General features: G+C 58.8%; 14 protein-coding genes. 7 read left to right on the top strand and 7 right to left on the bottom strand.

From position 1 onward, the window contains the following. The first annotated feature begins 45 nt into the window (after positions 1 to 45). Complete coding sequence (locus BLT55_RS06595) at positions 46 to 2,052, top strand: peptidase U32 family protein (RefSeq protein WP_054999633.1); 2,007 nt, start codon at positions 46 to 48, stop codon at positions 2,050 to 2,052. A 45-nt stretch (positions 2,053 to 2,097) separates the two neighbouring features. On the opposite strand, the gene BLT55_RS06590 is transcribed toward BLT55_RS06595, so the two are convergent. Then, entirely contained in the window at positions 2,098 to 2,592 is a 495-nt protein-coding gene (locus BLT55_RS06590) for a GNAT family N-acetyltransferase (RefSeq protein ID WP_054999632.1), read from the bottom strand. 1,141 nt (positions 2,593 to 3,733) lie between these two features. On the opposite strand from BLT55_RS06590, the gene nirB reads away from it, so the two are divergent. Both nirB and nirD read left to right on the top strand, forming a co-directional pair. Further along, positions 3,734 to 6,295 (top strand): nitrite reductase large subunit NirB, encoded by a 2,562-nt coding sequence (gene nirB / locus BLT55_RS06575; protein ID WP_054998818.1) that lies wholly within the window; start codon positions 3,734 to 3,736, stop codon positions 6,293 to 6,295. Further along, a complete protein-coding gene (gene nirD / locus BLT55_RS06570; protein WP_054998819.1) occupies positions 6,295 to 6,681 on the top strand; it encodes a nitrite reductase small subunit NirD in 387 nt (128 codons plus the stop codon). The genes nirB and nirD overlap by 1 nt, the downstream gene beginning before the upstream one ends. A 60-nt stretch (positions 6,682 to 6,741) precedes the next feature. Here nirD and BLT55_RS06565 read toward each other — a convergent pair whose 3' ends face one another. After that, positions 6,742 to 7,740 carry an alpha/beta fold hydrolase gene (locus tag BLT55_RS06565; protein ID WP_054998820.1) on the bottom strand — a complete coding sequence of 333 codons (999 nt, stop codon included), beginning with the start codon at positions 7,738 to 7,740 and terminating at the stop codon, positions 6,742 to 6,744. Between the two features lie 247 nt (positions 7,741 to 7,987). Here BLT55_RS06565 and BLT55_RS06560 point away from each other — a divergent pair, with 247 nt between their 5' ends. Next, on the top strand, positions 7,988 to 8,917 hold the full coding sequence (locus tag BLT55_RS06560; protein ID WP_054998821.1) for a LysR family transcriptional regulator: 930 nt from the start codon (positions 7,988 to 7,990) through the stop codon (positions 8,915 to 8,917). Here the strand turns inward: BLT55_RS06560 and pstB are convergent, their stop codons facing one another. The 4 genes from pstB to pstS all read right to left on the bottom strand — a co-directional run bounded on the left by pstB (position 8,918) and on the right by pstS (position 12,680). Continuing rightward, positions 8,918 to 9,697, bottom strand: coding sequence for a phosphate ABC transporter ATP-binding protein PstB (gene pstB / locus BLT55_RS06555; RefSeq protein ID WP_002553918.1), 780 nt, complete (start codon positions 9,695 to 9,697; stop codon positions 8,918 to 8,920). Beyond that, positions 9,697 to 10,581: a phosphate ABC transporter permease PstA gene (pstA, locus tag BLT55_RS06550; RefSeq protein WP_054998822.1), complete on the bottom strand. Its 885-nt coding sequence runs from the start codon at positions 10,579 to 10,581 to the stop codon at positions 9,697 to 9,699. The genes pstB and pstA overlap by 1 nt, the downstream gene beginning before the upstream one ends. Continuing rightward, on the bottom strand, positions 10,578 to 11,573 hold the full coding sequence (gene pstC, locus BLT55_RS06545; protein ID WP_054998823.1) for a phosphate ABC transporter permease subunit PstC: 996 nt from the start codon (positions 11,571 to 11,573) through the stop codon (positions 10,578 to 10,580). The genes pstA and pstC overlap by 4 nt, the downstream gene beginning before the upstream one ends. A gap of 81 nt (positions 11,574 to 11,654) precedes the next feature. Then, on the bottom strand, positions 11,655 to 12,680 hold the full coding sequence (gene pstS, locus BLT55_RS06540; protein WP_005770813.1) for a phosphate ABC transporter substrate-binding protein PstS: 1,026 nt from the start codon (positions 12,678 to 12,680) through the stop codon (positions 11,655 to 11,657). Positions 12,681 to 13,244: 564 nt separating this feature from the next. On the opposite strand from pstS, the gene BLT55_RS06535 reads away from it, so the two are divergent. Both BLT55_RS06535 and BLT55_RS06530 read left to right on the top strand, forming a co-directional pair. After that, a complete protein-coding gene (locus tag BLT55_RS06535; RefSeq protein ID WP_054998824.1) occupies positions 13,245 to 13,523 on the top strand; it encodes a hypothetical protein in 279 nt (92 codons plus the stop codon). A gap of 127 nt (positions 13,524 to 13,650) precedes the next feature. Beyond that, entirely contained in the window at positions 13,651 to 13,956 is a 306-nt protein-coding gene (locus tag BLT55_RS06530) for a hypothetical protein (RefSeq protein WP_054998825.1), read from the top strand. On the opposite strand, the gene BLT55_RS06525 is transcribed toward BLT55_RS06530, so the two are convergent. Then, the gene (locus BLT55_RS06525; RefSeq protein WP_054998826.1) at positions 13,932 to 15,620 is read right to left on the bottom strand and encodes a VRR-NUC domain-containing protein; all 1,689 of its coding nucleotides are present in this window, start codon (positions 15,618 to 15,620) and stop codon (positions 13,932 to 13,934) included. The two genes, BLT55_RS06530 and BLT55_RS06525, sit on opposite strands and share 25 nt — an antisense overlap. A 170-nt stretch (positions 15,621 to 15,790) precedes the next feature. On the opposite strand from BLT55_RS06525, the gene BLT55_RS06520 reads away from it, so the two are divergent. Continuing rightward, positions 15,791 to 16,291: a nucleoside 2-deoxyribosyltransferase gene (locus BLT55_RS06520; protein WP_054998827.1), complete on the top strand. Its 501-nt coding sequence runs from the start codon at positions 15,791 to 15,793 to the stop codon at positions 16,289 to 16,291. Positions 16,292 to 16,390: the final 99 nt, after the last annotated feature.

Genomic DNA, 16,390 nt, shown 5'->3' with positions numbered 1-16,390 from the left:
GGCGCACTACAATGCGCGCTTTGCTCGCCGCCGGATCCCGTTGCCATGTCGTTACCCAAGCATCACCTGGAATTGCTCAGCCCTGCCCGGGACGTGACCATCGCCCGTGAAGCCATCCTGCATGGCGCCGATGCGGTGTACATCGGCGGGCCGAGCTTTGGTGCGCGACACAACGCCTGCAACGAGGTCAGCGATATCGCCGAACTGGTGAAATTCGCCCATCGCTACCACGCGCGGATCTTCACCACGATCAACACCATCCTGCATGACGACGAGCTGGAACCGGCCCGCAAGCTGATCCATCAGCTCTACGACGCGGGCGTCGATGCACTGATCGTGCAGGACCTCGGGGTCATGGAGCTTGACATTCCACCAATCGAACTGCACGCCAGCACGCAGACCGATATTCGTACGCTGGGCCGGGCGAAGTTTCTCGATCAGGCCGGCTTCTCGCAACTGGTGCTGGCCCGCGAGCTGAACCTGCAGGAAATTCGTGAAATCGCCCGTGAAACCGATGCAACCATCGAGTTCTTTATTCATGGCGCACTGTGTGTGGCGTTTTCCGGGCAGTGCAACATTTCCCACGCGCAAAACGGCCGCAGCGCCAACCGTGGCGACTGCTCGCAGGCTTGTCGCCTGCTATACACGCTCAAGGATGATCAAGGCCGCGTCGTCGCCTTCGAAAAACACCTGCTGTCGATGAAGGACAACAACCAGAGCGCCAACCTGCGCGACCTGGTGGATGCGGGCGTGCGCTCGTTCAAGATCGAGGGACGTTACAAGGACGCAGGTTACGTCAAAAACATTACCGCCTATTATCGTCAGCAATTGGACGAGATCCTTGAAGACCGCCCGGATCTGGCCCGTGCTTCCAGCGGCCGTACCGCGCATTTCTTCGTGCCCGACCCGGAGAAGACCTTTCACCGGGGCAGCACCGATTACTTTGTCAGCGACCGCAAGATCGACATCGGCGCGTTCGATACGCCAACCTTTACCGGCCTGGCAGTCGGCACCGTCGAAAAACTCGGCAAGCGCGATCTGATCGCCGTTACCCATGAACCGCTGTCCAACGGTGACGGCCTCAACGTGCAGATCAAGCGCGAAGTGGTAGGCTTCCGGGCCAACATCGCCGAGCTGAAAGGCGAATTCGAGGAGGATGGTCAGAAGCGCTGGCGCTATCGCGTAGAGCCCAACGAAATGCCGGCCGCCCTCTCCCGTGTGCGCCCCAACCATCCGCTGAACCGCAACCTGGACCACAATTGGCAGCAGGCGCTGCTCAAGACGTCAGCCGAACGCCGCATCGGCATTCAATGGCAGGTGACGCTGCGTGAAGATCACTTGAGCCTGATCGCGACCAGTGAAGAAGGCATGAGCGTGACGGTCGGCCTGGACGGTCCGTTCGGTGCCGCCAACAAGCCCGAACAGGCGCTGGACCAGTTGCGTGATCTGCTCAGCCAATTGGGCACCACGATCTACCACGCTCAGGACGTGAAGCTGGATGCGCCTCAGGCGTTTTTCGTGCCGAACTCGCAGCTCAAAACGCTGCGCCGCGATGCCATCGAGGCGTTGACCGAAGCGCGTATCCAGGCTCACCCACGCGGTGGACGCAAGCCTGAAACCACCCCGCCGCCGGTTTACCCTGAGTCGCACCTGTCTTTTCTGGCCAATGTCTACAACCAGAAGGCTCGCGATTTTTACCATCGCCACGGCGTGCAGTTGATCGATGCGGCTTACGAAGCGCATGAAGAAACCGGCGAAGTGCCGGTGATGATCACCAAGCACTGCCTGCGTTTCTCGTTCAACCTGTGCCCGAAACAGGCCAAAGGCGTGACCGGCGTGCGTACCAAGGTCGCGCCCATGCAACTGGTGCAGGGAGATGAAGTGCTGACCCTGAAATTCGACTGCAAGCCGTGTGAAATGCACGTGATCGGCAAGATGAAAGGCCACATTCTCGACCTGCCGTTGCCCGGCAGCGCTGCGGCTAAATCGGTGGTCGGCCACATCACACCGGAAGACCTGCTCAAGACTGCCCGCCAGCGTCATCCGCGCTGATCTTGCGATAGGGGGCTGGCTCACTGCCCGCCCCCGATGCCTTTTCTAAAGCACTCGCTCCATATGCGTCGTGTTCCACACCGGATCGCTTTCTACATCGGTCACGGCAAAGCCCTGTTTTTCCCAGAAACGAATGGCGCCGGGCAGAAACGGGTGGGTGTGCAGGTACAAAACTTCAATATCACTTGCATCGGCATGCACCCAAAGCGCCTGACACAGCCGACTGGCAAGGCCATCACCGCGAAATTCCGGCATGACGTACAGGCGCACGATCTCGACGGTTCTGCGGCCTGTGTAGTCCAGCTGCGGGAAGCGATGGTCGTAGGGCAGGTAGCCAACGGCAGAGATGATGTGCTCGTTGCAGCGGGCGATCAGAAACTTTCCGTCCTCGCCACTCAGGTAAACCTGCTCGAAACCGGCGAGATCGGGCGGAACGGTGACGGTGTCGAGCAACGGAAATATCTCGGCACGGGCACGCATGACGAAGTCGACGGTTTGCGGGATGTCGGCGGGTTTTACTTCGGTGATGGTAATGTTCATGGCAACTGACTTGGCTGGGGATCGCAGAGTAATACAAATGTTGCGCCAGGCATGGGTGAACTGGCTGGCTCTGGTGTCATTGATTATCGTGCGACGCTCCGCGTCGCATGCCGTTCTGGACGCTCTGCGTCCGATAGTGTGCGATGCAGATCTGTGACGTTCTGCGCCACAAAGCAGTTATCCGATGTCAGTTAGATATGTTTACGGCTCAAGGCACCTTTTCGCCCCTCGGCGAGTGACTTTGAAGGATCAAAGTAACCAAAATCCTGGCTCCGTTTCCGGCCCGACTTCGTCGGGTTCCTTCGCCCTGACACTGATCCGGGGGTCGCCGCAACGGGCCATCCATGGCCCGGTGCAGCTTGCTCGGCGTCCTGCCTCGCATCCCCCGGATCAGTGTCAGGGCTCAGCCGTCACTTACGTCGCACTCTGCGTCGTCAGTGCCATCATGGTTGAAAAGCAAATCAAAAGCATTCCAACTATCGTGCGACGCTCCGCGTCGCATGCCGTTCTGGACGCTCTGCGTCCGATCTTGAGTGTGCAATGCAGATCTGTGACGCGGAGCGTCATGAAATGGGGGCCTTCAGGCTTCTGCCCGCAGGGCGTGGGAGCGTCCAGGGCGGCGATCCGCATTGTTCACGAAGAAGTTGTTTTAGGCGCTGCATTTTCAGCGACTGTACCAGCCCTTTCGCGAACAAGTTCGCTCCTACGGCCTGCGGCCAGAATCAAAAGCAAACTGGTGCATAACGATGGGCGCTGATTGTGCCGCTTCTCAGCGCACAGCTATACAGCGTGAGCGAGCCGACATGCACCAATCCAAGGCAATAACCGACGCGAACTGTCCCGGCATATTGCCCCGCAAACACCGCTACACCGCAGCCAGAAAGCCCTAACTACAAACTGGCACATCCTCTGCATAAGCCTGAATAGCCCCACACTGAATGTGGTCGGGCTTGCCCCGGTTGATCGATGTCGATTGCCAGTCTCGCAGAGACCAGAGGGCTACTCAGGTGCATCCGGCAACGTGGCTCGATGACATCCCCGAATTTCCGATAAGAGAACAGGCAAAGGCGCCTGGAACCGAAAGGTTCCGGGCGCTTTTTTTTGCGTTGAAAAACCTGATTGGCCTCGGCCGGGACTCGCTATGAACACCACAGTCTTCCCCCCCAACGATGTAAAAACCCTGATCGTCGTCGGTAATGGCATGGTCGGGCATCATTGCGTCGAGCAGTTGATCGCAGGCGGCGCGCTCGAGCGCTATCGCATTCATGTGTTCGGTGAAGAAGCGCAGCGCGCCTATGACCGCGTGCATCTGTCCGAGTACTTCACAGGCCGCGACGCCGAATCGCTGGCCATGAGTGAAATGGCGGTCTACGAACGGCCAGGCCTGACCTTGCACCTCGGTGTGCCGGTGCTGGAGATCGATCGTGACCGACGCGAGATCATCACTGCTGAAGGCTGCTTCTGCTACGACAAGCTGATCCTGGCCACCGGCTCCTACCCGTTCGTGCCCCCCATTGAAGGCGCACACGGCAATTCGCGGCTGGTTTATCGCACCCTTGAAGACCTCGACAACATTCGTTACGCCGCCTCCAAAGCAAAGCGCGGCGTGGTGGTCGGTGGTGGCTTGCTGGGGCTGGAAGCGGCTAACGCCTTGAAGTCGCTTGGCCTTGAAGCGCACGTGGTCGAGTTCGCGCCGCGGCTGATGCCGGTGCAACTGGACGATCATGGCGGCGCCGCTTTGAAAGCGCGTATCGAAGCGCTGGGCGTCGGCGTGCATCTGTCACGCGCCACGCAGTCGATCAGTGACGGCAAGCAGTATCGCTATCGCATGAACTTCGCCAACGACGAGTTTCTGGAAACCGACCTGATCGTGTTCTCTGCCGGCATTCGTCCGCAAGATGCGCTGGCACGCCGGTGCGAGCTGCAGCTCGGTCCGCGCGGTGGCATCGCAATCGACGAGCACTGCCGCACCAGCGATACCGATATCTACGCGATTGGCGAATGCGCAGCCTGGAATGGGAGCGTGTTCGGCCTGGTGGCGCCCGGCTATCAGATGGCCCGCGGTGTGGCGGCGCAATTGTGCGAGAAGGACACCGAGCCGTTCTTCGGTGCCGACATGTCCACCAAGCTCAAGCTGCTGGGTGTGGACGTTGGCTCCATCGGCGATGCCCATGGCGCACTGGCCGGAGCGGTCAGCTATCGCTACATCGACGAAGCCACCGCCAGCTATCGCCGTTTGGTCGTTTCGGCCGATGGCAAGCAGGTGCTGGGTGCGGTGCTGGTCGGCGACAACAGTTATTACGACACCCTGCTGCAATATGCGCAGAACGGCATCACCCTGCCCGCTGACCCGTCGAGTCTGATTCTGCCGCGCGGTGAAGGTGCGCCGACGCTGGGCGTCGATGCCCTGCCCGCTACGGCGACGGTCTGTTCATGCCACAACGTCAGCAAGGGCTCGATCTGCGCGGCCATCGACAATGGCTGCAGCGATCTGGCCGGGATCAAGGCCTGCACCAAGGCAGCCACCGGTTGCGGCGGTTGCACGGCGCTGCTCAAGCAGGTGTTCGAACACGAACTGATGGCCCGTGGCGTGGCGGTGGACAAGAGCCTTTGCGAGCACTTCGCGTATACCCGCCAGGAGCTTTACTCGATGGTCCGCGTCGAAGGCATCGAGAGCTTCGATGAACTGATGGCCCGGCACGGCAAGGGCGCGCATGGCTGCGACATCTGCAAACCTGCGATCGGCTCGATTCTCGCCTCGTGCTGGAACCGGCCGATCACCGAGCCTTCACTGGTGCCGCTGCAGGACACCAACGACACGTTCATGGCCAATATGCAGAAAAACGGCACTTACTCGGTGGTGCCGCGCATTCCGGGCGGAGAAATCACCCCGGACGGATTGATCGCCATTGGTGCTGTGGCCAAGAAATACGATCTGTACACCAAGATCACCGGCGGTCAGCGCATCGACCTGTTCGGCGCGCAACTGCACGAACTGCCGGATATCTGGAGCGAGCTGATCGCTGCCGGTTTCGAGACCGGGCATGCCTACGGCAAATCCACCCGTACGGTGAAATCCTGCGTCGGCAGCACTTGGTGCCGCTACGGCGTGCAGGACAGCGTCGCTATGGCGCTGCGCATCGAGGACCGTTACAAGGGCTTGCGCTCGCCGCATAAACTCAAGTTTGCGGTGTCTGGCTGCACCCGCGAATGCGCCGAAGCGCAGAGCAAGGACGTTGGCGTGATCGCCACCGAGAACGGCTGGAACCTGTACCTATGCGGCAACGGCGGTATGCGCCCACGCCACGCCGAGCTGTTCGCCACCGATCTGGATGATGAAACGCTGATTCGCTACATCGACCGCTTCCTGATGCTCTACATCCGCACCGCCGACAAACTGCAACGCACCTCGGTCTGGCGCGAAACACTGGAAGGCGGCCTGGACTACCTCAAAGCGGTGATTCTCGATGACAGCCTGGGCCTGGCCGCCGAGCTTGAGTCGCAAATGCAGCTGGTGGTGGACCGCTATGAGTGCGAATGGGCCAACGCGCTCAAGGACCCGGAAAAACTCAAGCGCTTCCGCACCTTCGTTAACGACGGGCGCAGCGACCCTGATGTGCACTTCGTCAAGGAGCGCGCTCAGCGCCGCCCGGCAAAACCGGAAGAACTGGCGCTTATTCCGCTGTTCAAGGAGGTGGTGTGATGAACTCGTCTGAAGCGACGCTGACTGCAGAAAACACTTCTTCCGCGTTGCAGCTGCACTGGTATGCCCTGTGCGAGCGCAAGGATCTGGTCGCTAATTCCGGCGTGGTGGCCTGGCTGGACGGCAAGCAAGTAGCGCTGTTCTATCTGCCTGAAACAGCAGACGGCGAACAGCTGTTTGCCATCGACAACCGCGACCCGAAGTCAGGGGCCAATGTGATCGGACGCGGGCTGATTGGCCAGGTAGCTGGCGAGCTGGTCATCGCCTCGCCGCTGTACAAACAGCACTTTCGCCTGCACGACGGCAGTTGCATCGAGTACCCGGAACAGCGCCTGGACGTCTGGCCGGTGCGCCTGAACGGCGAACAGGTGGAGATCGCGGTCTAGCGTGCAGAACGTGACAACCTGATCACTGACAGATCAGGTTGTCACATGGCTGCCAGCGTCTTACTGGAGTTCAGACACCAGCGAGGTGTTGAAGCCTGCGGGGTCTTCCATCTGCGGGGCATGCCCCAGGCCTTTGAATTCGACCAGTTTAGCGCCCGGAATCATCTGCGTGACCTGCTTGCCCAGCACCTTGTACTGGCCGATCTTCGCCTTGACCTCCGGCGGCGCGATGTCGCTGCCAATGGCCGTTGTATCCGCATCACCAATCATCAATACGGTCGGCACCTGCAACTTCGGAAATTCATAAAACACCGGCTGGGTGAAAATCATGTCGTAGATCAGTGCCGAGTTCCAGGCCACGATTTTCTGGCCTGGCCCCTTGTTCAGACCAGCCAGCATATCCACCCACTTGTCATACTCGGGCTTCCAGCGGCCGTCGTAATAGGTTTTCTGCTCGTAGGCGCGAATGCCTTCGGCGGTGGTCTTCAGCTCGCGTTCATACCACTGGTCCACACTGCGATACGGCACGCCGAGAGCTTTCCAGTCTTCCAGGCCAATCGGGTTGACCATCACCAGTTTTTCGGTCTGTTTCGGGTACATCAAGGCATAACGAGTGGCCAACATGCCGCCCGTGGAGTGGCCGATCACCGATACTTTATCGATACCCAGTTTTTCCAGCAGCGCGTGAGTGTTGATCGACAGTTGCTGGAAGCTGTACTGGTAATGCTCGGGTTTGGTCGAGGTGCAGAAACCGATCTGGTCGGGCGCGACAACCCGGTAGCCCGCAGCACTCAACCCTTTGATGGTGTCTTCCCAGGTAGCGGCGCAGAAATTCTTGCCATGCAGCAGCACGGCAGTGCGGCCGTTGGCCTTGCCGCTGGGTTTAACATCCATGTAACCCATTTCCAGACTCTGACCTTGCGACTCGAACGGGAATTTCAGCAGCGGATGAGGATAAGCGAAACCCTCCAATTGCTGACCATAACCAGTTGTTTCGGCCAGCGCCGTAGCTGACAGCGTCAGAGACATCAACATACCGGCAATCTTTGCAGCCCGCATAAGGGGCACCTCCTGTAAACGGAATCGAATGCTTGAACCGCTGAATTGCACGCGGCGGACCTACAAGTAGACCTTGTTTCCCACAACAGATTCGCCCTTTTCCTGCCAACAGAACCGTAAGCAGACGTTTCGTCATGCGCACTTGCGGCGCTGGCAAAACGCTGGACGCCTCCTGCCGTGCCTGCCTAGACTGGGCCGACCGTTATGGGCGGTCGTGGTCAGCCGGGTCTGATGCCAAGGAATAGCAATGAATCGAAATGAACTGCGCAAGGCCGACATCAACCTGATGGTGGTCTTCGAGACCCTGATGCAGGAACGTAACGTGACCCGCGCGGCGGAAAAGCTGTTTCTGGGTCAACCGACGATCAGCGCCGCGCTGAATCGGCTGCGCAACCTGCTCAATGATCCGCTGTTCATTCGCGTTGGTCACCGCATGGAACCGACCGCTCGCGCCCACGAAATCCTCAAACACCTGACACCTGCGCTGGACGCCATGTCCACGGCGCTGAGCCTGACCACCGACTTCGACCCGTCGGTCAGCCAGATGACTTTTCGCATCGGCCTGACCGACGATGTCGAGTTCGGCTTGCTGCCGGCCATGCTCAAGGCCATCCGCCAGGAAGCACCAGGGGTGGTGATCGTGGTCAAGCATGTCGACTACCTGAATATCTCCGAAGTGCTGATGTCCGGCGACATCACCGTTGGCGTGTGCCTGACCCGCGAGCTGCCGGCCAATGCCAAGCGCAAGACGTTGCGCAACGTGCAGCCACGCCTGGTGCGTGCCGACAAACCCACCGCGCCCATGAGCATGGACGAGTACTGCTCAAGGCCGCACGTTGTGGTGTCGCACGTGGCGAGTGTCAGCAGTTTTGCGGATGAGTGGCTGACCGCGCTGGGCCGCAAGCGCCAAGTGGTGCTGTCGGTGCCGCAATTCACCACCCTGCCCGCACTGATGGCAGGCACCGACATGATTGCCGGGCTGTCCGACTACGCGGCGAAGGCCATGAGCGCATTGGGTTTGCTGTATGACGAGCCGTTGCCCTTCCCCACGCCGGGGCTGGACCTGTCGATGACATGGCTGAGTGTGATGGATAGCGACCCTGCCGAGCGCTGGTTGCGCAGCAGGATCGAGGAATTCATGAGCGAGCGCCGGGAAGCGCCCGCCCTGACTGGCTGATCAGCCGAAACGACCGGTGATGTAGTCTTCGGTCTGGGTCTTGGAGGGCTTGGTGAAGATGGTGTCGGTGTCGCCGTGCTCGATCAGTTCGCCCATGAACATGAACGCCGTGTAGTCCGAGCAACGTGCCGCCTGCTGCATGTTGTGGGTCACGATGATCACGGTGAACTGCTCTTTGAGCTCGGTAATCAGCTGTTCGATACGACCGGTCGAGATCGGATCGAGCGCGGACGTCGGCTCATCCAGCAGCAACACTTGTGGGCGCAGCGCGATGGTACGGGCGATGCACAAACGCTGCTGCTGACCGCCGGACAGGCCGGTCGCGCTCTGCTTGAGCTTGTCCTTGACCTCATCCCACAACGCGGCGCCACGCAATGCCTGCTCGACGCGATCTTCCATTTCGCGGCGCGACAGTTTTTCGTGGTGCTTGATGGCGTAGGAAATGTTGTCGTAGATCGACATCGGGAACGGCACAGGCTTCTGGAACACCATGCCCACGTGACTGCGCAGGCGGTTCATCGAATAGCCCGGCGCGAGGATGTTCTCGCCATTGAGCAGCACTTCGCCGCGCGCTTCCTGTTTCGGGTACATCGCGTAGATACGGTTGAACACGCGCAGCAGGGTCGATTTACCGCAACCCGACGGGCCGATGATCGCAGTGATGCGCTTCTCGGGAATGGTCATGTCGATGGACTTCAACGACTTCTGGTTGTTGTAGAAAAACTCCAGACCGCGCACTTGGATCTTGGTTTTTTCGTTGGCCAGGGAAAGGTTGTTCATCAGGACGCCCTATTGCGCAGAAGAATTAAGCGAGACAGCAGACTCAGTATCAGTACGAACAGCGTCATGACCAGTGCACCGGCCCATGCCAGGGAGTGCCAGTCCTCAAACGGGCTCATGGCGTACTGGAAAACCACCACCGGAACACTGGCGATTGGCTTGAGCAGATCGCTGCTCCAGAACTGGTTGCCGAAAGCGGTGAAAAGCAACGGAGCGGTTTCGCCGGTGATGCGTGCCAGCGCCAGCAATACGCCGGTGACCACGCCCGCTTTGGCGGCGCGCAGAACGATTTGCAGGGTCAGCTTCCATTGCGGCACGCCCAGCGCCAGCGCAGCTTCACGCATGGTCGAGGGTTGCAGTTGCATCATTTCGTCAGTAGTACGCACCACCACCGGGATGACCAGCAGCGCCAGGGCCAACGCCCCCGCCAGTGCGGAAAAGCCGACCTGATGGCCCGTTACCGCGTTGAGCGGCAGTACCACGACGGTGTAGACGAACAGACCGAGCACGATGGAAGGCGCCGACAGCAGGATGTCGTTGATGAAGCGCACCGCGTTACCCAGTTTGGTGTAGCGGGCAAACTCGGCCAGCCAGATACCGGCCATCAGGCCGATCGGCGTACCGATCAGCAGACCGATGCCGGACATCAGAACGCTGCCGTAGAACGCGTTGGCCAGACCACCCTCGGTGCCAGGCGGCGGGGTCATGCCGGTGAACAGTTGCAGGATGAGCGCGTCGATGCCCTTGATGATGGTGGTCAGCAGAATCCACACCAGCCACAGCAGGCCGAACGCGGTGGCGCCGCAGCTGAGCACCATCGCGATCTTGTTTTTGAAGTTGCGAGCCCGATAAATGCGCTCGCTACCCGCCATGTCCTTACTCATAACCCCTCCTTACGCGAAAGGCGCGACAGCATCAGACGTGCGAGGGCCAGCACGATGAAGGTGACGATAAACAACAGGAAGCCCAGAGCGATCAAGGTCGAACGGTGCAAGTCGGTGTAAGCCTCGTTGAACTCGTTGGCGATCACCGAGGCAATCGAGCTGCTTGGCATCATCAGCGACGCAGAGAATTGGTGAGCGTTGCCCAGAACGAAGGTCACTGCCATGGTTTCGCCCAGCGCGCGTCCCAGGCCGAGGAAAATGCCACCGACCACTGCCGAACGGGTGTAAGGCAGCACGATGTCCCAGACCACTTCCCAAGTGGTGCCGCCCAATGCGTAGGCCGATTCCTTCAGCGCCACAGGGACGGTGCGGAAAACTTCCTGCATCACCGAGGTAATGAAGGGCGTGATCATGATTGCCAGCACGATACCGGCCGTCAGCATGCCGATGCCCAGCGGTGGACCCTGGAACATCGGACCGATCAGTGGCAGCGCGCCGAGGTTTTCGGTGATCCAGGGTGACAGGTGTTCAGCCATGAACGGGCCAAATACAAACAGCCCCCACATGCCGTAGATGATCGAAGGAATACCGGCCAGCAACTCGATTGCCGAGGCAATCGGCATGCGCAGCCAAGGCGGAGCCACTTCGGTCAGAAAGATTGCGATGCCGAAGCTCACCGGAACGGCGATCAGCAACGCCAGAAAAGAAGTCACCAGCGTGCCGTAGATCGGAACCAGTGCGCCGAACTTGCCGGCGTTCACGTCCCACTCGGTACTGGTCAGAAACTCGAAACCGAACGTCTGGAATGCCAGACTGCCGCCCCACAGGGTCGACAAGGCGATACAACCCAGCAAAGCAAGCACCAGCATCGCTGCAGCCTGCAATGAACGCTTGAACCACAGGTCATGACGATGATCCCGTTTGGCGCGCTTCTCGCCCTCGGACTCACCAGCGGAGACATTCGCGGACAGGTATTGGGTGTTTTCAGTCATGTTGAGGCCACTCGCAAGGAAAAGCCCCTGTCACCGAGCCGATATCGCGGCTGATGACAGGGGTGGTACGGGTTGAATCACTTACTTGGTGAATTCCGTTTTCCAGTAGTTCTCTACGCGATCAACCAGCGATTTCGGCAAAGCGACATAGTCCAGTTTCTCGGCCTGTTGCTGGCCGTTTTCCAGGGACCATTTGAAGAAGTCGAAAGCAGCAGCGCTTTTCTCTTCGTTCTTGGCTTTCTTGTACATGATGATCCAGGTGGTAGCGGTGATCGGCCACGCGGTGTCACCCGGAGCGTTGGTCATGATCAGGTTGAAGTCCTTGGCATCTTCCCACTTGGCCGAGTCGGCAGCAGCAGCAAAAGCCTTGGCGTCTGGCTTGATGAATTTGCCGGCAGCGTTCTTCAACTGGGTGTAAGACAGCTTGTTGGTGACCGCGTAGGAGTACTCGACGTAGCCGATCGAACCCTTGATCTGCTTCACGTAGGCAGAAACACCTTCGTTACCCTTGCCGCCGACACCGGCTGGCCATTGCACGGTCGAGCCGAACTTCAGCTTCTCGTTCCACTCCGGGCTGACTTTGCTCAGGTAGTTGGTGAAGTTGTAAGTAGTGCCCGAGCCGTCCGAACGGTGAACGACGGTGATCGCGGTCTCAGGCAGTTTCACGCCTGGGTTCAGAGCGACGATTGCAGGGTCATTCCACTTCTTCACTTCGCCCATGAAGATCTTGGCGAGCAATGCGCCGTCCAGCTTCAATTCACCGCTTTCAACGCCTTCGACGTTGACGATCGGCACGATACCGCCGATCACGCTTGGGAATTGGCCCAGGCCGCCAGCTTGCAGGTCTTCAGCGGACATAGGGGCGTCGGATGCGCCGAAATCAACAGTCGCTGCCTTGATCTGAGCGATACCGCCGCCCGAACCGATCGACTGGTAGTTGATGCGGTTTTTGGAGTCGTTGCTTTTGCTGTAGTCCTGGGACCAAGCGGAAATAACCGGGAAAACGAAACTCGAACCAGCGCCGGTTACATCAGTCGCGTGGGCTACACCGCTGAGGCACAGCGAAGCGATCAGAAGCGACAAGCGTTTTTTAGTCAGCAGTATCACGGTAATACCTCAGTCCAGGAGATTGTGTGGTGGCCCATATAAGGAGGCCCGAGGCGGATTTAAAACCTGAAATGTTGCTGTTTAATGACAATCAAACGAATGGTGTCGGTTGAACCCGCCTTCTGCGGCTGATTTTTTGCCCTGATTTTTATCTGAAAATCGGTTTCGACCAATGTTCATGGGCCTCAGACGCCTGCCGCCCACCAGTAGCAATTTGCCACTTACTTAGAGATAGCCAAGAGCCACTCGCGTTATAAAAGTGTAAGAAAGTGTGCATTTTAATAAGCGATAGAAATGACCAGACGGTCACCTTATAGCTGAATCGACTGAAAAACTGCTTTTTGAGGTCTTTCCGGCACGCTCGGTGAAGGGCGTCAAAGTTAACGCTGAGCGGTTCAACAAGCCGACAATCACATCACTCTGGTCCAGCGCTCAGATGACCGTTCGTCGGGTTCAATGGCACCTATGGCCACTGGCCAATGACCAACCTGAGTACCCTGCTTGATACATTACTATTCATGGCTGCCTCGAAAGGTGGCCCATTCAAACGACGGAGTCATCACCATGATCAAGACCAAACTGACCGCTCTCACTCTGGCCGGCTTGATGGCTGTCGCTTCCGGTGCAGTTTTTGCCGAGTCGACCCCTGCTAACCCTGTCAACCCGAACGCGACCAAACTGCCGGGCAACAACACCGAGCCAATGGACCGCACCTCGTCCGAAACGCCTGGCGCCAAGAATGAAAGCAGAGAAGCGGCTGCCGAACGTGCGAAGAAGCACGACAAGCCCGCCCACGGCACCCATGACAAAACCGGTGTTACCGAAAAAACCAAGACCCAATAAGGGTTGAGGCTGCGCGGACAGGGCCTACGCCCTGCCCGCTGGTCGGCCGTCCTGAGAATACACCGCACTTGTTTGCCTGTTGACCGCTCAATCACTGTACCGACAACACTCATAAGAGATATGCATCATGATCGATAAAAAACTGGCAGCATTGAGTCTCGCAGGCCTGTTGGCGTGCGTCAGCGCAGGCGCCATGGCGGGCTCGACCGGCCCCACTCATCCGGACAGCGGTGCGATGAAAGTCCCCGGCACCGGCCTGGAAAAGAATGTGGACGGCACCAGCCCTGGAACACCAGGCACCAGCCCTGGCACTAAAGGCATGGACACGTTGCCTGGCAAAAAAGACGGCTCCAGCGGCCAGTCTTCCGGTTCGCAACAATCGCCCGATATGGACGATGACGGCGACGATCAGGACGACGACAAGGCGCCTTGATTGCTGCACAGTTCAGCGCTTTGCGTGGCCCATTGCACGTAGCACACTTCAACCGGCATGCCATGCTCGGCGCAGAAATCCAGCCAGCGCAGTTGGTTGTCTTGAAGGCGATCCCCCGGCCCCTTGACCTCGATCATTCGATAGCGACGCTGTTCCGGAAAAAACTGGATCAGGTCCGGCATTCCGGTGCGATTGGCTTTGATGTCTTGTAACAAGCGTCTGAACCAGTGCCGCAAGTGTTCCGCAGGCAGGCAATGCAGCGCGTGTTCTAGCAGTTGCCTGGTCAATGTGCCCCAGAACACGAAGGGTGATTGCAGGCCGAACTTGCTCTCGAAGTTTTCGCGAATGGTCGCCAGATAAGAGTCTGACTGCAGTTGCGCGATGCAGTCAACGAACAACGCAGCCCTGCGTGAATAGAAATCAGGGCTGTACAGGTCGCTGGGCGCACTGTGAAAGGGGTGAAAGAATGCGCCCGGCAGCGGTGCAAAAATCGCCCGCCAGCACAGCAGACCGAACAGAGAATTGATCAGTGCGTTCTCGACATAATGCACCTCACCACCCTGCTCTTCTTCAAGATGCAGCCTGATCAGGCGCTCGACACTTGTTCCTGGCAGCGGCGTCACTTGCAGATCAAAACGCGAAACGATTCGAGCCGTACGTTTGCGCTCGGCAGCCAGCCCAAGCTTGCGTTGCAGCCGGGGCATGACGCGCGATAAATGCTGAGCCTCGGCATCGCTTTCCGGAGCACATTGCGCTTGCTCCGCGAGCCTCAGTGCTTCGGCGTATTGCGCACCGAGTTCCAGCACCCTGATCTGCCGCGAACGCGCTCCGTAATAGCTGGATTGGCGGTACACCGACATCGCCAGCGGCCAATCCTTTAACCTTTCGGCCTGTTGTCCGATGCGAAACAGCAACTTGGCGCGGCGCATTTGCAGCCAGGGATTGCCGCACTGAATGGCAATGACGCGGGCGGCAAGCTCATGCAGTTCGATGCAGGTTTCCAGTGCTTCACGGCAGTCGTGCAATTGCAGGCATACGTCAATGTCGGCGCGCTCGTTGATCGCCCGCGACCCGGCCGAGAACTCGACTTTTTCGTAGCGATAGATCCCCAGATCGGCCAGCACGAACTCAGACCACTCCTGATACAGATTGCCGAAATACAACAGTCGCAATCGATTGCACAGCGGCATGATCTTCAGGCCGAATACCGCGTCGGACAGTGATGGATGCCAGTGCTCAAGGGGCTGTGGCGTTGCATAAAGGGGCTGCAAGCGTTCGAGCCATTCGTGCTTGCGTTCCGGCCCCTTGACAGCATGGGCCTTGAAGCACTGGCTCAATTCATCCTTGCGTAGCAGATGGAACAGTTCGCTCAACTCAAGCGGCGGACGAGCGTCCACCCATTGCCGTTGCAGCAGCGGCAACACAGCCTGATGAGGATCGCCAATCTCGGCGTAACTCAGCTTGCTGGCCCGAAACAGCACGCCTTTACGCATCACCATGCGCACCAACAGCCCTTGGGCAGGCGTAGGCAAGTCAGCGAACTCGTCAATGAACCGGCGTTCGGACGCGTCGAGCAGGTCGTCGTAGCGTTGAGCAATCCAGGCGAGAACCTGGCGAAAGTTCTCCAGGTAATAAAACGGATTGTCGAGGGGCGAAGTATTCAAGACCGGCGTTCACACAAAGATTGGACAGACCGCCCAAGGATACTGGTTATCCGTACAGATTCCAGCCTGAACAGCTCTCGATCCATGGTCGGCCGATCAATGGCGTGTTTCCCCGGACAGCCAGTCAGCCTTAGTATTGGCGGGATATCATCGGTAACAGAGAACAGGATATGCAAGCTCCACTGGTTTATCTGGCAGGTTTTGACGTGTTTCGGGCGGACGCCATTGAACACGGTCGGTATCTCAAGGCTCTGTGTACGGCGCACGGGCTTGAAGGTCTGTACCCGTTCGACAACGACGTCACGCCCGGGCAAACGCCGCAGGAAGCTGCGCAGCAGATTTATGCGATGAACGTTGCGATGATCCATCGCTGCTCTGCGGTGCTGGTCAACCTGAACGTGTTTCGCGGCCTGGAGCCCGATTCGGGAACGGCGTTTGAAGTCGGCATGGCGGTGGCGCTGAACAAGCCGGTGTGGGCTTACTTCGAACCGGTGGCGTCGCTGCGCGAACTGGTACCGCATGACGAAAACGGCTTCGATCAGCACGGCTTTCTGGTTGAAGATTTTGGCTTGCCACGCAACCTGATGCTGGCCTGCAGTTGGGCGGGCACCAGTTCAACCGTGGAACTGGGAGCCGAGGCGCTGGCAAAGTATTTGATTGAGCGTACTTGAGCGAGCGATGAGTCCTGCCTGCAAGGGAAACTGTGGCTGAATGCTCATGTCGGAGTGAGCTTGCTCACGAAGGCGATGTGGCAGACAACGCAGCCGATG

This window comes from Pseudomonas cannabina (genome assembly GCF_900100365.1).
GTDB classification, from domain to species: Bacteria; Pseudomonadota; Gammaproteobacteria; order Pseudomonadales; family Pseudomonadaceae; genus Aquipseudomonas; species Aquipseudomonas cannabina.
This window is presented reverse-complemented; position numbering and strand designations above follow the sequence as displayed.

Excerpts from the sequence above, each read along its gene's own strand:
- BLT55_RS06595 (WP_054999633.1), top strand. The coding sequence starts at position 46 with ATGTCGTTACCCAAGCATCACCTGGAATTGCTCAGCCCTGCCCGGGAC.
- BLT55_RS06590 (WP_054999632.1), bottom strand. The coding sequence starts at position 2,592 with ATGAACATTACCATCACCGAAGTAAAACCCGCCGACATCCCGCAAACC.
- nirB (WP_054998818.1), top strand. The coding sequence starts at position 3,734 with ATGAACACCACAGTCTTCCCCCCCAACGATGTAAAAACCCTGATCGTC.
- nirD (WP_054998819.1), top strand. The coding sequence starts at position 6,295 with ATGAACTCGTCTGAAGCGACGCTGACTGCAGAAAACACTTCTTCCGCG.
- BLT55_RS06565 (WP_054998820.1), bottom strand. The coding sequence starts at position 7,740 with ATGCGGGCTGCAAAGATTGCCGGTATGTTGATGTCTCTGACGCTGTCA.
- BLT55_RS06560 (WP_054998821.1), top strand. The coding sequence starts at position 7,988 with ATGAATCGAAATGAACTGCGCAAGGCCGACATCAACCTGATGGTGGTC.
- pstB (WP_002553918.1), bottom strand. The coding sequence starts at position 9,697 with ATGAACAACCTTTCCCTGGCCAACGAAAAAACCAAGATCCAAGTGCGC.
- pstA (WP_054998822.1), bottom strand. The coding sequence starts at position 10,581 with ATGAGTAAGGACATGGCGGGTAGCGAGCGCATTTATCGGGCTCGCAAC.
- pstC (WP_054998823.1), bottom strand. The coding sequence starts at position 11,573 with ATGACTGAAAACACCCAATACCTGTCCGCGAATGTCTCCGCTGGTGAG.
- BLT55_RS06535 (WP_054998824.1), top strand. The coding sequence starts at position 13,245 with ATGATCAAGACCAAACTGACCGCTCTCACTCTGGCCGGCTTGATGGCT.
- BLT55_RS06530 (WP_054998825.1), top strand. The coding sequence starts at position 13,651 with ATGATCGATAAAAAACTGGCAGCATTGAGTCTCGCAGGCCTGTTGGCG.
- BLT55_RS06520 (WP_054998827.1), top strand. The coding sequence starts at position 15,791 with ATGCAAGCTCCACTGGTTTATCTGGCAGGTTTTGACGTGTTTCGGGCG.